15 protein-coding genes are annotated in these 16,577 nt (G+C 40.9%); 2 read left to right on the top strand and 13 right to left on the bottom strand.

The window, feature by feature from the left end; all coding sequences use genetic code 11:
- Positions 1-25 precede the first annotated feature (25 nt).
- Both F8S12_RS09415 and lptC read left to right on the top strand, forming a co-directional pair.
- On the top strand, positions 26-655 hold the full coding sequence (locus tag F8S12_RS09415; protein WP_196516090.1) for a LabA-like NYN domain-containing protein: 630 nt from the start codon (positions 26-28) through the stop codon (positions 653-655).
- Positions 655-1,914, top strand: a complete 1,260-nt coding sequence (gene lptC, locus F8S12_RS09410) for an LPS export ABC transporter periplasmic protein LptC (RefSeq protein ID WP_196516033.1) — start codon at positions 655-657, stop codon at positions 1,912-1,914. The genes F8S12_RS09415 and lptC overlap by 1 nt, the downstream gene beginning before the upstream one ends.
- 5 nt (positions 1,915-1,919) lie before the next feature.
- Here lptC and F8S12_RS09405 read toward each other — a convergent pair whose 3' ends face one another.
- The 13 genes from F8S12_RS09405 to hpsC form a co-directional block, all read right to left on the bottom strand.
- Positions 1,920-3,311, bottom strand: a complete 1,392-nt coding sequence (locus F8S12_RS09405) for a PP2C family protein-serine/threonine phosphatase (RefSeq protein ID WP_196516032.1) — start codon at positions 3,309-3,311, stop codon at positions 1,920-1,922.
- Positions 3,312-3,784: 473 nt separating this feature from the next.
- On the bottom strand, positions 3,785-5,401 hold the full coding sequence (ftsY, locus tag F8S12_RS09400) for a signal recognition particle-docking protein FtsY (RefSeq protein ID WP_196516031.1): 1,617 nt from the start codon (positions 5,399-5,401) through the stop codon (positions 3,785-3,787).
- Between the two features lie 189 nt (positions 5,402-5,590).
- A complete protein-coding gene (nusB, locus tag F8S12_RS09395; protein ID WP_196516030.1) occupies positions 5,591-6,232 on the bottom strand; it encodes a transcription antitermination factor NusB in 642 nt (213 codons plus the stop codon).
- Positions 6,233-6,354: 122 nt separating this feature from the next.
- On the bottom strand, positions 6,355-7,119 hold the full coding sequence (locus F8S12_RS09390) for a DUF502 domain-containing protein (RefSeq protein WP_196516089.1): 765 nt from the start codon (positions 7,117-7,119) through the stop codon (positions 6,355-6,357).
- A gap of 1,006 nt (positions 7,120-8,125) precedes the next feature.
- Positions 8,126-8,995: a glycosyltransferase family 2 protein gene (locus F8S12_RS09385; protein WP_196516029.1), complete on the bottom strand. Its 870-nt coding sequence runs from the start codon at positions 8,993-8,995 to the stop codon at positions 8,126-8,128.
- A gap of 96 nt (positions 8,996-9,091) precedes the next feature.
- Positions 9,092-9,934 (bottom strand): hormogonium polysaccharide biosynthesis protein HpsJ, encoded by an 843-nt coding sequence (gene hpsJ-B, locus F8S12_RS09380; RefSeq protein WP_196516028.1) that lies wholly within the window; start codon positions 9,932-9,934, stop codon positions 9,092-9,094.
- Positions 9,935-10,176: 242 nt separating this feature from the next.
- Positions 10,177-10,824, bottom strand: a complete 648-nt coding sequence (locus F8S12_RS09375; RefSeq protein WP_196516027.1) for a TIGR04282 family arsenosugar biosynthesis glycosyltransferase — start codon at positions 10,822-10,824, stop codon at positions 10,177-10,179.
- A 31-nt stretch (positions 10,825-10,855) separates the two neighbouring features.
- Positions 10,856-11,422, bottom strand: a complete 567-nt coding sequence (locus F8S12_RS09370; protein ID WP_196516088.1) for a type II secretion system protein — start codon at positions 11,420-11,422, stop codon at positions 10,856-10,858.
- Positions 11,423-11,446: 24 nt separating this feature from the next.
- On the bottom strand, positions 11,447-12,424 hold the full coding sequence (locus F8S12_RS09365) for a glycosyltransferase (RefSeq protein ID WP_196516026.1): 978 nt from the start codon (positions 12,422-12,424) through the stop codon (positions 11,447-11,449).
- Positions 12,425-12,542: 118 nt separating this feature from the next.
- Positions 12,543-13,595, bottom strand: a complete 1,053-nt coding sequence (gene hpsE / locus F8S12_RS09360) for a hormogonium polysaccharide biosynthesis glycosyltransferase HpsE (protein ID WP_196516025.1) — start codon at positions 13,593-13,595, stop codon at positions 12,543-12,545.
- A 16-nt stretch (positions 13,596-13,611) separates the two neighbouring features.
- The gene (hpsE, locus tag F8S12_RS09355; protein WP_196516024.1) at positions 13,612-14,580 is read right to left on the bottom strand and encodes a hormogonium polysaccharide biosynthesis glycosyltransferase HpsE; all 969 of its coding nucleotides are present in this window, start codon (positions 14,578-14,580) and stop codon (positions 13,612-13,614) included.
- A 171-nt stretch (positions 14,581-14,751) separates the two neighbouring features.
- Positions 14,752-15,378, bottom strand: coding sequence for a pilus assembly FimT family protein (locus tag F8S12_RS09350; protein WP_331001376.1), 627 nt, complete (start codon positions 15,376-15,378; stop codon positions 14,752-14,754).
- A gap of 74 nt (positions 15,379-15,452) precedes the next feature.
- Positions 15,453-16,475 (bottom strand): hormogonium polysaccharide secretion pseudopilin HpsC, encoded by a 1,023-nt coding sequence (gene hpsC, locus F8S12_RS09345; RefSeq protein ID WP_196516022.1) that lies wholly within the window; start codon positions 16,473-16,475, stop codon positions 15,453-15,455.
- Between the last annotated feature and the right edge of the window lie 102 nt (positions 16,476-16,577).

The raw sequence follows: 16,577 nt of genomic DNA, 5'->3' as shown, positions 1-16,577 counted from the left end.
GAATAAAAATTGAGGTATGACAACAATGTTGAATAATTTGGAAAACGACTCAATATTTACGCCAGAGCAAGTTTTAGAGAATCGGGGCAGGGTCGCCATATTTATTGATGGCTCAAATCTATTTTACGCTGCACTGCAACTGGGGATTGAAATCGATTACACGAAGTTGTTATTTCGATTAACTGGGGGTTCGAGACTACTGCGTTCTTTTTTCTACACTGGTGTAGATCGAACAAACGAGAAGCAACAGGGGTTTCTGTTGTGGATGCGTCGCAATGGCTATCGAGTCATTGCTAAGGATTTGGTACAGCTACCAGATGGCTCTAAAAAAGCTAATTTGGATGTAGAAATAGCAGTAGACATGATGGCACTGGTAGATTCTTATGATACCGCAGTTTTAGTTAGCGGTGATGGGGATTTAGCTTATGCGGTAAATTCAGTCAGCTATCGCGGCGTGCGGGTAGAAGTAGTAAGTTTGCGTTCGATGACCAGCGACAGCTTAATTAATGTAAGCGATCGCTACATTGATTTAGAAGCCATCAAAGAGGATATTCAAAAAAACCCTCGCCAAAGCTACCCATATCGACCCTTATCTGGTGTCGGTTTTTTGGAAGACCCAAGAACTAGTGATGGACACCTAGAAATTCAAGAATAATGGCGCATTATCAAGGCAGGAAGAATGAGAGAAGGTTCTCAGGAATTAAGGGGGAAAGTAAAACAAATTTCTCCCACTTGTGTTCATTGCCATCTTTGAGTTCTTTACAACTCAGAATAAATTGGTATTACCTGCCTTTGACATTTTTCTTGGTAATTGGTTTAGTTGGGTGCGGGGGTAAATCCCCCCCAGCTTCTCAACCAAATGCTGCGGGTTCATCTAATCAAGATAGCAATTTGACTTTCTTTGATGTCACCCTAGAACAGGCAGATGAAGTGGGACGACCGATTTGGAAAGTCAGAGCTAAACGGGCAAAATACACCCAAGAAAAACAAATTGGTCAGGCTGAAAGCCCTTATGGTGAACTGTACCAAGATGGCAAAGTGATTTACCAAATTAAGGCAGATGTAGCAGACATTGAACAAGATGGGAAGCAGTTGTTTCTTAAAGGTAAGATATTTGCCACAGATCCTAGTAATGGGATTGTGTTGCAAGGTAATGAATTAGAATGGCGTCCCCAAGAAGATTTGTTGATTGTCCGCAACCAAATCAACGGTACTCATAAACAACTCCAAGCAGTGGCGCGGGAAGCGCGAGTCAAAACCCGCGAACAGCGCATGGAATTTTCTGGAGGAGTAATAGCAAATTCTGCTGATCCCCAGTTGCAAATGCGAACTGAGCATTTAATCTGGAAAATCAAAGAGGAAAAATTGATTGGCGATCGCCCCATCCAAATTGACCGCTACAAAAATAATAACATTAGCGATCGCGGCAAAGGAAATGCTGCCGAAGTCAACTTAAAAACGAAAATTGCCACTATCCAACAGAATGCTCAACTAGAATTACTAGACCCACCAGTGCAAATAGCTAGTAACTCTATAACTTGGAACATGAATGCAGAAACTGTTACTACAAACTCGCCTACACGGATGTTCCAGCGTGCCGAAAAGGTGACGGTGACAGCCAATCAAGGTGAAATGAAAATACCGCAAAAAACGGTTTATTTAACAGGTAACGTCAACGCTATTGGCCAGCGTCGCCAATCTCTGAGAGCTAATACACTAACTTGGTATCTAGACAATAAGTTAGTTGAAGCTCAGGGAAATGTGCTTTATCGGCAAGTTGACCCACCATTAAATTTTGCGGGTGAAACAGCCGTTGGTAATCTGCAAACAGAAAATATTGTTGTCAAAGGTGGTAGTTCTAGCGGTAGGGTAGTAACGGAAATTATTCCCCAAGAAAGAGCTAATCGCCAGTAGAAAGACTATAAAATTTGTAGAACAACTAAAGTCATGTCATCAGTGTTTTGCTTGTCAGCACCAATGAATTCTTGAACTTGGTCAAAAAGATAATCCACAATCTCCTGTGGCCCATTGCAGTACTTACAAGCCGTATTGAAGCTAGTAACAAAGTTATCTTCGTCAAAGCGATCGCCACTAGCGGCAGCAGCATCGGTCAAACCATCTGTATAGTAAATAATTGTATCCCCAACCTCTAACTGTACCTGGGCATCTTCATATTGGCTGTTAGCATCCAAACCGATTAACATTCCCAGAGTATCTAAACGGCTGACAGTTTTTGTGGCTGCGTGCCACCACAACGGAGGATTGTGTGCTGCATTGCTATAAGACAAAATTCGGCTGTGGGGGTTATATTCTGAATAAAATAGCGTTACAAAGCGGTGGGAATTTTCCAAATCTGCATACATAACTCGATTTAAATTTTGTAAAATTCCTGCTGGGGAATTACCATGTAGTACCTCTCCCCGTAACATTCCCCGCATCATTGTCATAATCAGCCCGGCGGGGACACCTTTGCCCATAACATCCCCGATAACCAAACCCCAGCGACCAGTTTCCGTACCGTCTTTCATCTTGGGCTGAATTTTATTGTGATTGGTAGCAATAAAGTCGTAGTAGTCTCCGCCGACCCGATTAGCAGGCTTACAGCGTGCTGCGAGGACTGCACCAGGGATTGTAGGGCATTGACGTGGCAGAAGTCGCCGTTGAATTTCTGCGCCAATTTCTAGTTCTTGGTCTAGGCGTTCTTTTTTCCTTAGTTCTACAGCTAGTTCATCGTTTTCGATCGCTACTGCTGTTTGGTCTGCCACTAACCTAACTAATTTTTGCCTAGTTTCTGTCCAACTATATTCTGGATCGCGGCTCAAGACATAGAGCCATCCCCGTTCTGTATGCTTCACCAAAATCGCTGTACCAAAGATTTGCACATCTGGCCCTAAATAGCGATGCATCTGATCATCCAAAATCCCCGTAGCATTTGCTAAAGGGGCAGCATTGGGTACAAGCGTGATTTGACTGCTAGCTATTTCTAACGCTTTGCGGATATTCTTTCGTTGGCTACTATCTTGCCAGTGTAGCTGCTCTAACCTGACTTGGCCATTAGGTTTATAGAGAAACAGGGCGCTGCCTTCTGCATCTGTTACTCTTGTTGCCATCAGGGGGATCAGTTCCAAAAACTGATTCAAATTATTGAAGCTTCTGAGGGCAAATCCTAAAGAACTTAGCAAATCTTGAATTTTATTCTGTTCCCGGTGCAACCTTGCCACGAGTTCTTTGAGCGCCACGACTGGTGTAACATCTGTTGCGGCACTAGTATTGTTGTCAGTGGGTTGAGAAGGCAGTTGAGACACAGGCACGGGTACTATTGCACTTTATATTGGCAGATTTTAGATTACTTATTAAATCTTTTGGCTTTGACATTGCTAAACCATAATTAGACAAGACTTGTGACTTTAGCAAGAGTATAAAGACGCAAAAGCTAAATATTATCAGTATTTTATTTGCTTATTGCATTCCTGATTAAATATTAGGAATTTCCAGCCATGTATTTCTCATCAAAATCTAATAAGGGGTAGTCATTTGGTAAGTGTAAGACATGAATAGAAGTGATGACACTAAATCTACAAAAAACATCCTCCAAGGACTTGAAGTCAAAAGCTAGAGAATGTTCTAGTTTAACTATTAGAGTTCAAACTGCTATATTTCCTACAGAAAGTATTTGTAGATATTTTCGTAAGTTGGCTCTGAGAATACACTTGGGAGTGTTGAACCAGCTTACTTACACTAATTCAGTTTTTCAGTTCACTGTAAACGATTGTCTGCGACGGTACTAGCCACTCAAGAGCGCTTCGACAAACTCATAGCTAGAAAAGGGGCGCAGGTCTTCAATTCCTTCACCAGCACCAATAAAGCGAATAGGTAAACCTAGCTGCTGCACAACAGCAAGGGCAACGCCTCCTTTGGCGGTGCCGTCCAGCTTGGTTAAGACAACGCCACTTAGTTGGGCAGCTTGAGAGAAAACCTCAGCTTGGCGCAGTCCATTTTGCCCTAAAGTGGCATCTAGAACCAACAATGATTCTACTTTGGCATTTGGGGCTTTTTTGTCGATAATTCGCCGGATTTTACCGAGTTCGTCCATTAAATTTTTCTTGTTTTGCAGTCGCCCAGCAGTATCTACCAAAAGTAATTCTGTTTGACGTGCTTGGGCGGCAGCGATCGCATCAAATACAACTGCCGCCGGATCTGTATTTTTTCCAGGATTGGCAATTACTTCTACACCACTTCTACTACCCCAAACCTTCACCTGTTCCACGGCGGCGGCACGGAAAGTGTCTGCTGCTCCAATTAAGCATTTATAACCAGATTTCTGTCCGAGATGGGCAATTTTGCCGATGGTAGTGGTTTTACCAGCACCATTCACCCCAGTAATTAACCAAATGTTCAGGGTTTCTTTTTCTGGAGTAAAGCTAGTTTTGTGGGATGTTTTGCTCGGTGCATCCAGCATATCCCGAAGAATTTTTTTCAGGTAAGCGATCGCTTCTTCTGGTGCGGTGACTTCTTCTCGAAGTTTTTTCTGTAGGGCATTGATAATAAAGTCTGTCGCCTGTACACCCACATCAGCTTGCAGGAGCAATGCCTCAATTTCTGTCACCGCAGCTTGGTTAAGCGGCCCTTGACCGACGATGGCCTTCAGTTGGTTGAGGATGCTACGGCGAGTTTTGTCTAACCCTTGCCGGAGCTTTTTCAGCCAAGTAATTTCTTCAATAGAAACGTCTTCTGGACTTCTACCTTGAGCCGCTAGGACTTTCGCCGACCAGACAAACCCATCATCAAATACCACTTCTGTCTCTGAGGTTGCAGCTACTGCCTGTACTACCTCCGGTTCTGGGACTTCAATGGCGGTAGCTATTAGTTGTTCCAGCTTTGTTTGCCGTTCTGCCGCCGCCCGTTCTAAGAAGGATAAACTGGCTGGTGCTGGTGGCTGTGTTGCTTCTAAAGTAGCTGTAGGTATTGGTTCAGCTTCACTTACACTTAGTTCTGGGCTGGTTACATCTAGCTGATCAGCAATTGTTGCTATTGAGGAATCTTCTGTAATTTCTTCCTCAGTAACTACTTGAGTAACTTCTGGCTGTGCTGTTTCTACGATTGTATTGACAGATTCCTCAGTTAGTTTTGGTTCAATAATTTCCGCTTGTGCTGATAATTCTGTTGAATCAGGCAGGGTTTCTACTACCTGGGATTGTTGTTTTTGCTGGATATTTTTGTAAGCAGCTTTAGCAAACGCCAACAAATCTGTCGTTGTGTCTGGTGCAGTTTCAGCAGTTGGTGTTAACGTTTCGGCTGGCTCTGCTTGGGGTTCTTGTGCAGAAGGAGTTTCTTCCTGCTTCTTATCAGAGGGGGTGTTAGAGGAATCGTTATGTTGACGACGGAACCAATTAAAAACCATTGCAGCAGTATTACTTGTTATGGAGTTATAAGTTATGAGTTTAATTTAACTTTTTGCTTGACAAAATTTGCCTCCGCAGGTTAAAATAAAATATTTTTCTCTTAGTCCACGGAGGTGGACTTTGTTTGTGTAGCAGCGAATTCTATTCGCTGGCAACGAATTACGAATTACAAATTACGAATTACCCAGCTATGCGGTTTTTTTCTGCTCTGTGACTCGGCGCAGAACACCGTTAATAAACCGATGACCTTCGTCTCCACTGTAGCGTTTGGCTAGTTCCACTGCTTCGTTGATGGCGATACTATCTGGAACTCCTAAGAACTTCATTTCTGCCACAGCGATTTGTAAGATATCGCGGTCAATTTGGGCGAGGCGATTTACTTGCCAATCTACTAAGGCAGTAGAAATGAGTTGATCTATAATATCTCGATTTTCGTAGACTGTAATCACAAGCTCTTTAGCGTAATTGCGGACTCCCTTGTCCTGATTAGCTAGCTGAATTAATTCTGGAAAATCAACTGCGGTACCCAACTGATTAATTGCTGTCTGGGTGCAGGCGATCGCCTCTTGGAGCATTGTTCTAGCAGTATTCAGGTCGGAGGCGCGAGTTTGGCTACTTAAAAGGCGATCGTTACTGCGTTGTAGTTCACCTGCGGCATTATTGAGAGTATCTTGCACTTCTGAAGTCAGGGTGCGTACTGCTCCTAATACCAACTTGGATACTAGTTGATCATCTTGCAATTTATCTAATTTTTTGGGGTTGACTGGCAATTGGCTAATGCTCAAAAGTGCCAATTCACGAGCAATTTGCTGGGGTTTACGAGGTGGCATAAAACTGAGGGGTGATTGTGCGAGAACTGATTAACTAGGCAGGACAAGCTTACAAGTCTATCAATTTTGGCACAGTCAAACAACAACATTACGCATTTGCTTGTGACTTTGCCAGATTGATTTTAAGTTTCTTCAACAGGAATACCCTGCTGGTTGATTTCGTCGTGTTTTACTTCCAGTGTGGACTCTTTGGGGAAAAGCAAGGGCGTACTGGGGGCGACAATACCACCTGATACAACTATTTTAAAGGCGTCTTCAATCGACATGGAAAGGTTCACCACCTCGTCTTCAGGAACGACTGCGTACCATCCGGTAGTCGGATTCGGGGTGGTGGGGATAAAAACACTTAGTACAGGGCGAGACATCTGGGCTTGAATATCACTGCTAATCGCACCAGTGACAAAAGCGATCGCCCAAATTCCTCGGCGAGGATACTCTACCAAAATTACACGCCGAAACTTGCCATTGGAATCTTTTAGGATTGTTTCTAAAAGCTGCTTGAGGGTTTTATATACCTGTCCCGCTAATGGAATTGCCTGTAATAAACGCTCCCCAAAATCTAGTAACCAGCGTCCAGCAATATTCCGAGCCATCAAGCCCATCAGCAAGATACTTAGCACTGGTACAGCAAAACCCACTAATAAATTAAGTAAATTTACTAGTATTGGGTTTAACCCATCAAAGGGATTCAATTGTTTAGGAATTTGGGTGAGGAAGTTGATTACCCAAGTAGCAATGGTAATCGTTAGCCAGATAGTGGTTGCTAGGGGAATTACTACCAACAAACCAGCAATCAGGTCGTTTTTTAAGTCCTGTTTTAGGCGATCAATTACCAAGCCCCGATTCTCCTGTTTTAAGCTAGAGGAACTTTGATTATTGGTATCCATACCAGCAGATTCATCAAATTCCGAAGACTTTAACTTTGGCAACTTCTGCTGCAAGTAACTTTCCAAAAAGCTAGCAAGTTGGCTGCTGCCGCAAAAAACCTACTTACTGGAAATCAGCTATTTTCCTACAAGCATATATGTACACGCTTCCCAATCCGACGGCGGCTGGCTATTCTTAGAGAATGTTACTTTTCTTTATAAGACTTGTAAATGATTGTTACAACTCTCTTGGGTATTACTAATCTACCGCGCTCAATCAAAAGCTGCTCATGATTGTGAAAGTACTACCGGGTAAACTAAGAAATTATTTTATCTGGTCAGTCACTCACGTTTGAGTAGGAAAGGCTTTTATGAAAATGTTCTGTTAAAAATATTAATTTATTATGGTGGTTCTCGTTTAGATGGAACACACGATAAGGTAGCATAGTTGTGCTACCTTACTTTTAAATTCTGATTTTGCGATCGCCTACCCGCCCAATAAGCAGCGATCGCTGGTTCAAACTGTAGTGCGTAATCCTTATAAAAACACTCGTTGAAAACCCTTGAGTAACAGGCGCTATGCCCCGTATTACGTACTTTAGGCAAGGGATGAAAACGGTTTGAGGTGTTTACGCTTTACTTCACGTTCTGGTAAAGTTAGGTTTAACAGGAACGGTAATCAACCTGTATAAAAACCTAAATGCCTAGCGGCAATCTGTACCTTGACAATTGAAGATATGGGGTTCTATTCCATAGTTCTAGTTTCTGCCCAGGAATAGGTAAAATCTTCATGGGGACTAGGCGATCAGAATTTTAATCAAACAAATTTTGGAATCATCCAACTACCGAGGGGCACTCGGAAAGTTAACGCTTGAGGAGAGAACCACCTCTGGGTTAGATACCGCAAGGGGTCTAATCTAAGTGGACTCGTTGAATCAAGAATCCCCGCACCTTCAGGTCGGGGAGTGTCAAAATCTCCAGTCCCTTTCAGACTACATCAGCCTGTATAGTTTGTGAATCGGGCGCATCATACCTGTTGTGTACTTTCCTGTGCAAGAGTTGCTTTTGCGTCTAAATTAGGTTTTGGTAGATACTTCATTTCCCAAACTTTGAGCAAAATTAGATATTCGTAGAATGCCTGTAACGTACACCAGGCAAGACCGGCGCGCCCGTCTAAGCAGCCGCCTAAAATAAAATACATATATATAAAGCGTAGCAACGGTCTGCCGGGTAAACGCAAAGACAAATCTTTTAGGGCGCGGCGTTTTTCGACTTCCGACTTGCCAAAGAATAAATTTCGCCAGTTAATATTTCCCTGTTCTAGTTGATACAGTGTCTCTTGAGCTTCATCCGTGGAATAACGGTTATGTTTTTCAATCCACCGATTCAAGCCTTTGCTACAAGTGTAGTGAGGGTATGTTTCTTTTAAAAAGCCAGTTGCACCGTCACAAACTTCACGCTCAGTATGACCGTAGTCTGTAAACCACACTCTACCGTGGCAAAAGAGGCGCATCTGGTAACGGGGATACTGTGTACTGTAGCGAATCCAACGATTCATGAACATGACACGTTCAGCCACGTAGTAACCGATGTAGTCTGGATTCTGACTTGCCTTTTGGCATTCTGCGAACAGTTCTGGTGTCATCCGCTCGTCAGCTTCGAGAATGTAAACCCATTCGTACTTTGGGGGGATAGACTCTAGCATCCAGGTACGCTGGCGTCCGTGGCTTTCAAAAGCGTGTTGGACGACGCGGATGGGATAGTGACTAGCGATTTCCACAGTGCGATCGCTACTGCATGAGTCTACAACAATAATGTCATCCGATAGCATCGCCGATTCGATACAAGCAGCAATATCTAGCTCTTCGTTATATGTAAGTATGTAAATTGAAAACATTAGCCAGATTTTATAGTTAAAAGTTAAAAGTTAGGAGTTAGGAGTTAGGAGTTATTTAGTTTAGTTGGCTCCTTGTCTCCCCACTCCTTTAGTCGATTAGCGTGCGGTAGCTCTAGATTTACCACCTTGTACAGCACCCATACCTCTTAAACCTGTCCAGCCAATGATCATGTAACCAATGGACAACAGCAAACTGCTAATACCAATTCGCAGTCCAGACTTCCAAGCGGTATCTTTAGCTTGTTTCTCAGCGTCTTCTCTGCGCTGGCGAACTTGGCTCACTTGTTGAGTTCGCACCGTCTGAATATCTGTTTGTTGTTCTACAGCTTTGTCAAGTACTTGGGGATCTGTTTTAGCCTTCTTCAGTAACTCTTTGATATTTGCGGGAATTTGAGAGCTTTCAAGTGCTTGCTTATATTTCTGCTCATCTTTGATTAGTTCACTAAACTGAGCTTTGGTTTGGCTTCGCAGTTGTTCTAGTTGAGCTTTTCCTTGCTCAGTATTCAGTTGTGCTTGCAATTGCGATAAGCGACTGTTCAATTGATTTTCTGCCTGATCTGCTTCTTGGGTGATTCGGTTAAGTGTTTGAGTTTTAGCTTGATTCACGTTATTGAGGTGCAAGGGAAAAATCAGCAAAAACATCAACCCTAAAATACTTGACACGATCAAGGTGGGAAATCTTAAATCAATAGCTTGGGGGCGATCGCTTGCTGCATCAGTATTATCAATCCAATACCCAGCAAATAGAAGCCCCAAGCCCACCAGAGGAACAATTCCCCGATCAACTAGTGCTGTTGCCAAGTTGATCTGCCATACCCGATCAGTAGGTTGGAAGGGTAACAATAGAATCAGAAAGTCAACAAAAAAGGACAAAACACAGATTATTCCAACTACTTTGAGTGTCAGGCCAGTGTTCAGGGAAGCAAAACGGTTAACCATAATTTTTCAAACTTGCAGTGAATACGAGTGATTTTCATATTTCAAGTTACTTGAATATTGTGCCCATGACCTTCACTGTTGTACAGAAACACAAAGTATATTCCATATTGATCAAGGCTGTCTGCCTCTTGGTTTTCAACTAGGCCACTGTAACATTTGTTATGTCCAGTGTCTTCAGAGAAATACTAGTGTTTTAAGATACAAAGCTAGTCTGGTTCTATAGAATAAACAAATTAATTCCCTCATTTCGTCACCTCCCCTGCAATGACTTGTTCCCAAATCGGCAAATCCTCCGGTCGGTCAATATCAGCCAAATGCAGCAAGTTCACCTGTGATAAATTTAGTTTCTGGGCAATATCCACCGTTTTTTGGAATACTTGAGCAGTTCCCCACTCGATGTTAACGAATAACTCTGGGATGTGTTGCCGCAAACCAATTAAGTAATATCCACCATCGATCGCAGGGCCAATTACGAGGTCAAAGCTGTGTAATTTCTCGAAGGCTGTCGCTAGAATCTGAGTATTTACACCAGGACAATCTGTACCGATGATAATTACTTTTTCTACACCAGATTGAAAGGACTCGAAAAGCGATCGCGCCATCCGCGAACCTAGATCCCCCTCACCTTGAGACTGGTAAACCAAACCCAGTCCCAACCAGTCTTGCATGAGTTGCAAATTGCCACCTGCAAACCTCACTTCCACAGATACGTCAATGACTTTTTGCAATTCTTGAACCTGAAATATTGTATGTTCAGTCATTTCTCGTTGAAGATTAGCAGCGCCAAGAGTCCCCAAAGCAGGTATCAATCGGGTTTTTGTCTTCCCTGGTTCTGGATAGCGGGTAAAAATAATCAAGTACTGTTTTGGGTTTGCTGGTAAGTTCAGCACGCAATACCTTTTTTAATAAACTAAAAATATCTTAATAGCAATAATCACCCTCGTCATTGGTTGTAGTATGCTCCTTTGCCATTCGCATTGCTCCTAAAATCGTAGAAATATAGACGCAACGTTTAGCTTTACCACCATACTTACTGGAGATAGTTATACTTCGCGGTAGCGAAACAATATTACCTGTGTAATTAAATTTAATTTGCCTAACGCCATTTGAAATTTGTAAAGTCGTTTCCGCATCTAAGCGCACATTGGAATTTAGATTATTCCAGTTAGCGCTAGATGGGTTTACAGTAGCCGGATGAACCGCCCATTGAACAATACCGTCTTGTTCTCGAAAACTGGCTTGCCAAGTCAATTTATCCTTGGTGGCTTGCCTTTGGGCTTGGCGCATCGCATAGTATACCTCGTCTTGAGCAGTGTTAAGACGGCGAGTGTCCACAAAAGCTAGCCAGTTAGGTATCGCCAGAGTGGCTAATATACCAACTAATAGAACAACTATTAACATCTCTGGTAAGGTAAAGCCACTGTTAGAGTGCTTATTCAAGAGATTTTTTGGATTAACTAAAGACTTTAGATGCACCAGGTTATCCATTTTCATATTCTAGTAGTTTTTGAACTACCCAGATATTGAGGAATGCTTCAGTCTCTTGTTAAGAATGCTGTCGAAAAATTTAGGTACTATAAGGATTATGATTATTTTCAATAATAGTTTTAAAGTAAAAATTATCCGATGAAATCTTAAAGAGTCATTAAGAAAATAATTACACAGAAACTTAGCCGCAGTTAAACTTTTTTGTCGATTAAACGGTTTTTGTAGAGCTTTACAGGTCAAGTATTTATAGAGGTTTGTAAGGCTTATATTCCAACTAGATTTAAGTGCCGACGGTCTTTGTTCATAAGCTTTTTTAAGTACTTGTAAACTGGCATTTTCTTGCCTGACAAGATTAGAAGAAACTGAATTAGCAGTTATTCTGTACAATATTTGTACAGACGGTACGCAGACAAAATTAAACTTACAAGCTAATCGCAACCACATGTCCCAATCTTGAGCAGCACCTAGAGATTCATCAAAGCCACCTAACGCAATTAAAGATTTTCTACAAATCAAAGGATTGGAGCCATTTTCTAAAAAATTTGTCACCAATAACTTTTCATAAACATCACCATTAGCAGTAAAATGTGTACCCGAAAGTACAATTTCACTATTTTCATCTATATAATCAGTCCAACTATAAGCAACTTTTGCACTAAGGTTTTCTTGCAGAGCATTCAACTGAGACTGAAGTTTATCAGTTGTCCAAATATCATCTGCATCCAAAAAACTAACAAATTCTCCCACTGCATGATGTAGTCCTCGGTTACGACTGACGTTTCCGCCAGCGTTGGGATAGGAAAATACTTTTATTCGTGAGTCTTGAATTTGTGTAATAACTTCTATTGTTGAGTCTTGTGAACCATCATTTATTATAATTAACTCAAAACTAGTAAAACTTTGATTTAAAACAGATTCAATTGTTTCTTTAATAGTTTTTTCGCTATTATAAGTTGGTATAATAACGGAAATTACTGTTGTATCTAAAGTTGAATTAATCATTTTCCATAAAGGATGAACGCAATTTTGTGAAGTGCTAAAACCAAGAACGGAAATAGGCTATTTCGGGATGCGTAGGCGCAGCCCGCCATAGGTATCGCAACCAGAAAACCTGGTTTTATTAAGAATTTAACGTTCTATCTAATTGATAATTTAATCCCGGTATCATATTTTCGCGTTGCTTTCTTTGTATAGTTATATTTTTCAAAGTTCTGTTTAACTTCCATCTTAAAGAAGAAAAGGGACTCATCATACTAGCCCAGTAAAAATTAATTTCAAAAAGTGCAATTAAATTACTATTTAATTTACCTCTATACTTAATGAAATGCTGTAATACTCGGCGTAAATTTCCCAAGATAGTTTGAACCAAAACTATTGGTTTTTGCCAATTTTTGGCATTTATCAAGCGTAGCTGAAAAATACAAAGGCCACAACCACGCGCCAACGCCATTAAGTAATCTTTTTCTAGCCGCCAATATGGAATTTGATGATCGATATGCATAGCGGGATTATACCAGATTTGCCAACCTGCTTTATGTAGGTATAAGAGAGCTTCTGTATCATCTCCGCTAATCATTAATTTACTCAGTCTACCTTTAAAAACTAATTCTTCAGGAACACTTTCACACCAAGCCTGCTTACGGACGACTAGTGCAGCACCTGGAGGAAGTCTTAAATTATCTGCATCAAATAAATATGGTTCTAGTCCGTGTTCTCTAATAGCTAAAAAGGCTTGAATTCTAGTAAAATTTTCTGGGAGACTGACTTCAAAATTACCATGAATTTGACCACTCCAAGCACCAGCTTCAGGATGCTCTTTGCCAAAAAGATAAGATTGTAAAACCCAATCGGATGCAGGTAGATTATCATCATCTACAAATGCAATAAACTCGCCTCTGGCTTCACTTACAGCCCGGATTCTGGCAAAGGTTATTCCTTGTTTTTTCTCAGAAAAGTACCTCAGACAAATATTCTGGCTGTAGGTTTTTTGATAATATTTAACTACCTCATTTGTATTATCGTGACTATTGTTATCAATAACAACGATTTCCCAATTTAGGTTTTCTATTCCCGTCTGCTTGAGTAGTAAATCTAAAACTTGAGGTAAACGTTTTGCACCATTGTATGTAGGAATGGCTACGGTAAAATCTAGCTTTTCAATTATTTTGTTCATGCTAAATGTTTAGTTTTTAATTGTATTTTCTACTTAAATAGCCGTTTTTAAAAAGATAAAAAGGACTAACTAAACTACTTAAAAACAGTTGCATTTCACAAGCTGCAACTAAATCAGTTTTCAAGATATTCCGGTATTTTAGTAAATGCAAAGTAATTTTACGTAGGTCATTTATCATATAGGCTAAAAGAGCAACTGGCCTATATATATTTCTTACATTCACCATTCTAGTTACATAACGGCTAAGTCCAATACCTCGAAAGAATGGAATTAGATAGTCTTTTTGCAACCGGAAACTTGGTATCTTGTGAGAAATCTCCATCTCTGGACTATACCAAATTTCCCACCCTGATTTTTGGATGTAAGATAACATTTCTAAGTCTTCACTGGTAAGCATATTGCCTTTAGCTCTACCAGTTAAAATACACTTATCTGGTACGCTTTCTAACCAAGCTTGTTTGCGGATAACAAGTCCGGCAGAAGGAGGTAGCAATTTTTTGGCTGCTTCATATAATAGTGGTAAATTACCGCGCTCTGTAATTGCCAAAAATGGAGCAATTCGCTGAAAGTTTTCTGGTGGTTCTACTTCCCAATCAGGGTGAATTTGGCTGCCATAAGCTCCCGCTTTCGGGTACTTTTCACCAAAAGTATAAGCTGCGGCTACCCAATTTGAGGTCGGGTAGTTGTCATCATCTAGAAAACCTATGAATCTACCTTTCGCTTCTGCAACTGCCATTTTTCGGGCATAAGCTGCTCCCTGTCGCGCTTCAAAGCAATACTTTAAAGGGCAAGGACACTGCCAATTTTTTTGATAGTCTTGAACAACTTTAGCTGTGTTATCAGTGCTGTTGTTGTCTACAACTATAATTTCCCAAGAGAAATTTTCTGTGTGAAGTTGGTTTTGTAGTCGCTCTAGGAGTTCAGGCAAACGACTTTCACCGTTATAAGTTGGGATAGCTACAGTAAAATCAAGGTTTTCAATCATTTGACAAAAGTTACATTTTGATATCTACTCAGCCAATAGCTAGTTGGTTATTAGCTATTAAAGAAATCTATAAAATAATAAAACTGCACTCTATGCTTCAATTTTGCTATGAATGTGCAGTTTTATGTTCAGTATTATTCCGTATTTTTATAAATTTATACTATGAATTACTTAATCACATTGGGGGGAGTCTTTCGCTGTTCGTATTCCCCCAAGGAGAGTTTCCACTATGACGCAGCGTTTCAATGCACTAGCCTCAGTAGTTCCTGTTTTGGGTGTAGCTACCATAACTTTTAAAGGTGTACTGGCAACAGTACTACCGTCAGACTGAGGTGCCAATACACCCATGTAGTCGAAAGTAATGATGCCGGTTCCTGGCGCAGTATCAACTATGACACCAGTAGCATTTTTTTTATTTGACGCAGCAATGTTAGTATATAGCAAAACTTGCCCCGGATTAGATGTCATATTTTCACCTAAAGGCTTCCACACAACACCTGAAGTTGGTATAACGGCACCCTGATAAATGAGGAATTTGGGAACGTTGTCTTCAACTTTGAAACTGACACTGTACGGAAGTTTTTTGTTTTTAGCTTCGCGCTGTGCTTGTTGCAGTGCAGCTAAAACAGCGTCGTTAACCTTATTTACTCGTTGCCGATTTACAAAGGCAACCCAACCAGGAGCTGCGATCGCTGCTAAAATTCCTACCAAGAGCAGTACTACTGTTAATTCTATCAAGCTAAAACCAGCATCCTGGTAAAGTCTTTTGACCTGACATTGCTGCTTCAGTGTTTTCACTACAAATTGTTTAGGAATTTTGTTTAACCTCAATAAAGCTGCGCTGTGCATACTATCCTTTGATTAGCTAGAGGTTATTTACTAAATAAAAATCCGCGTCCTTGCACCCGAATGCTTGAACTGGGAAAATAAGTTTTTGTGTTAACAGCATAATCCAGGTTATCATTTTGCAAACGAGCAAGTGCATTACCTCTGATGTACACCTGCGCTAATACTTCAGTGGCATCAACACAAGCAAAAAAACCACTTGTTTTACTGCCTACAAGGTTTAGATTAGAGCAAGGAGTGCTACTAGCTTCAGGGAGTGTGCTAGTAGAGGGTAGCTCAGGGGCTTTAATGTAATCAACCAAAGTCTCAACTCGGACTGGATTATCAACAGAAGAGTAATTGTCTCCTGTTGCTAATGCAGTCTGCCATTGATTCATTTTGATTTTAAGCGTAGCACCGGTCTTATTTATTGACGGTGGATTAAATCCGGGATTAAATTTTCTTCCTCGAATATCATTAGCATTATCTGCATTCACCGGGCCTCGAAGTTCAAACCTACCAATCCGTGCCTCTTTAGACCAGGTAGGGTTTGCACTATCTGTATTGGTAATTAAGTAGTATGCTACCAATGAATAAGCAAAGCCATCATCTGTTTGCGTGTCACTAGTCTCAGTGTCGTCAGTAATCCCAACACTATTAGCTACAAACTCACGCTTCCAAAAAACAAGTATTGGTTTACAAATATTCACATCGCTACAGCTAGAAGCAGATTTGACTGGTGGTATTTGGTCTTTAATGCCTGAATTACCAATAGTAGTAGTATCTATGATTCTGTTAACACCATCATTATCGTAGATGTAAACTGCTTGCTGTAAGTCACGAGCGATATAATCTAGTGCTGCTTGGATTTCTTGCTCAGAAGTTGCCTTGGCTTGTTCTTTGCGATCGCTATCTAGAATGCTAATCATAAAGGTCATTAAAGGCGTTATGATTAGTACTGCCATCACCATAGCTACTAGCAGCTCAATCAGGGTAAAGCCGCTAATTGTCTTATTGATTCCAGAGCGTTTTAATTGAGTACTCAGAATAAATTTTAGTGAATTTATCATACTGCGGTTTCCCTTTTATTGAGAGATATTTAAGAATAGACTTCTTGCATAGATATTTGTGTGCCTCACGCAGAGGAATAATGTAAATTTGGAAGCTTTGCA

This window comes from Nostoc sp. WHI (assembly GCF_015714725.1).
GTDB lineage: Bacteria > Cyanobacteriota > Cyanobacteriia > Cyanobacteriales > Nostocaceae > Nostoc.
This window is presented reverse-complemented; position numbering and strand designations above follow the sequence as displayed.

Coding starts and splice junctions, on each gene's coding strand:
- F8S12_RS09415 (WP_196516090.1), top strand. CDS start 26: ATGTTGAATAATTTGGAAAACGACTCAATATTTACGCCAGAGCAAGTT.
- lptC (WP_196516033.1), top strand. CDS start 655: ATGGCGCATTATCAAGGCAGGAAGAATGAGAGAAGGTTCTCAGGAATT.
- ftsY (WP_196516031.1), bottom strand. CDS start 5,401: ATGGTTTTTAATTGGTTCCGTCGTCAACATAACGATTCCTCTAACACC.
- nusB (WP_196516030.1), bottom strand. CDS start 6,232: ATGCCACCTCGTAAACCCCAGCAAATTGCTCGTGAATTGGCACTTTTG.
- F8S12_RS09390 (WP_196516089.1), bottom strand. CDS start 7,119: ATGGATACCAATAATCAAAGTTCCTCTAGCTTAAAACAGGAGAATCGG.
- F8S12_RS09385 (WP_196516029.1), bottom strand. CDS start 8,995: ATGTTTTCAATTTACATACTTACATATAACGAAGAGCTAGATATTGCT.
- hpsJ-B (WP_196516028.1), bottom strand. CDS start 9,934: ATGGTTAACCGTTTTGCTTCCCTGAACACTGGCCTGACACTCAAAGTA.
- F8S12_RS09370 (WP_196516088.1), bottom strand. CDS start 11,422: ATGGATAACCTGGTGCATCTAAAGTCTTTAGTTAATCCAAAAAATCTC.
- F8S12_RS09365 (WP_196516026.1), bottom strand. CDS start 12,424: ATGATTAATTCAACTTTAGATACAACAGTAATTTCCGTTATTATACCA.
- hpsE (WP_196516025.1), bottom strand. CDS start 13,595: ATGAACAAAATAATTGAAAAGCTAGATTTTACCGTAGCCATTCCTACA.
- hpsE (WP_196516024.1), bottom strand. CDS start 14,580: ATGATTGAAAACCTTGATTTTACTGTAGCTATCCCAACTTATAACGGT.
- hpsC (WP_196516022.1), bottom strand. CDS start 16,475: ATGATAAATTCACTAAAATTTATTCTGAGTACTCAATTAAAACGCTCT.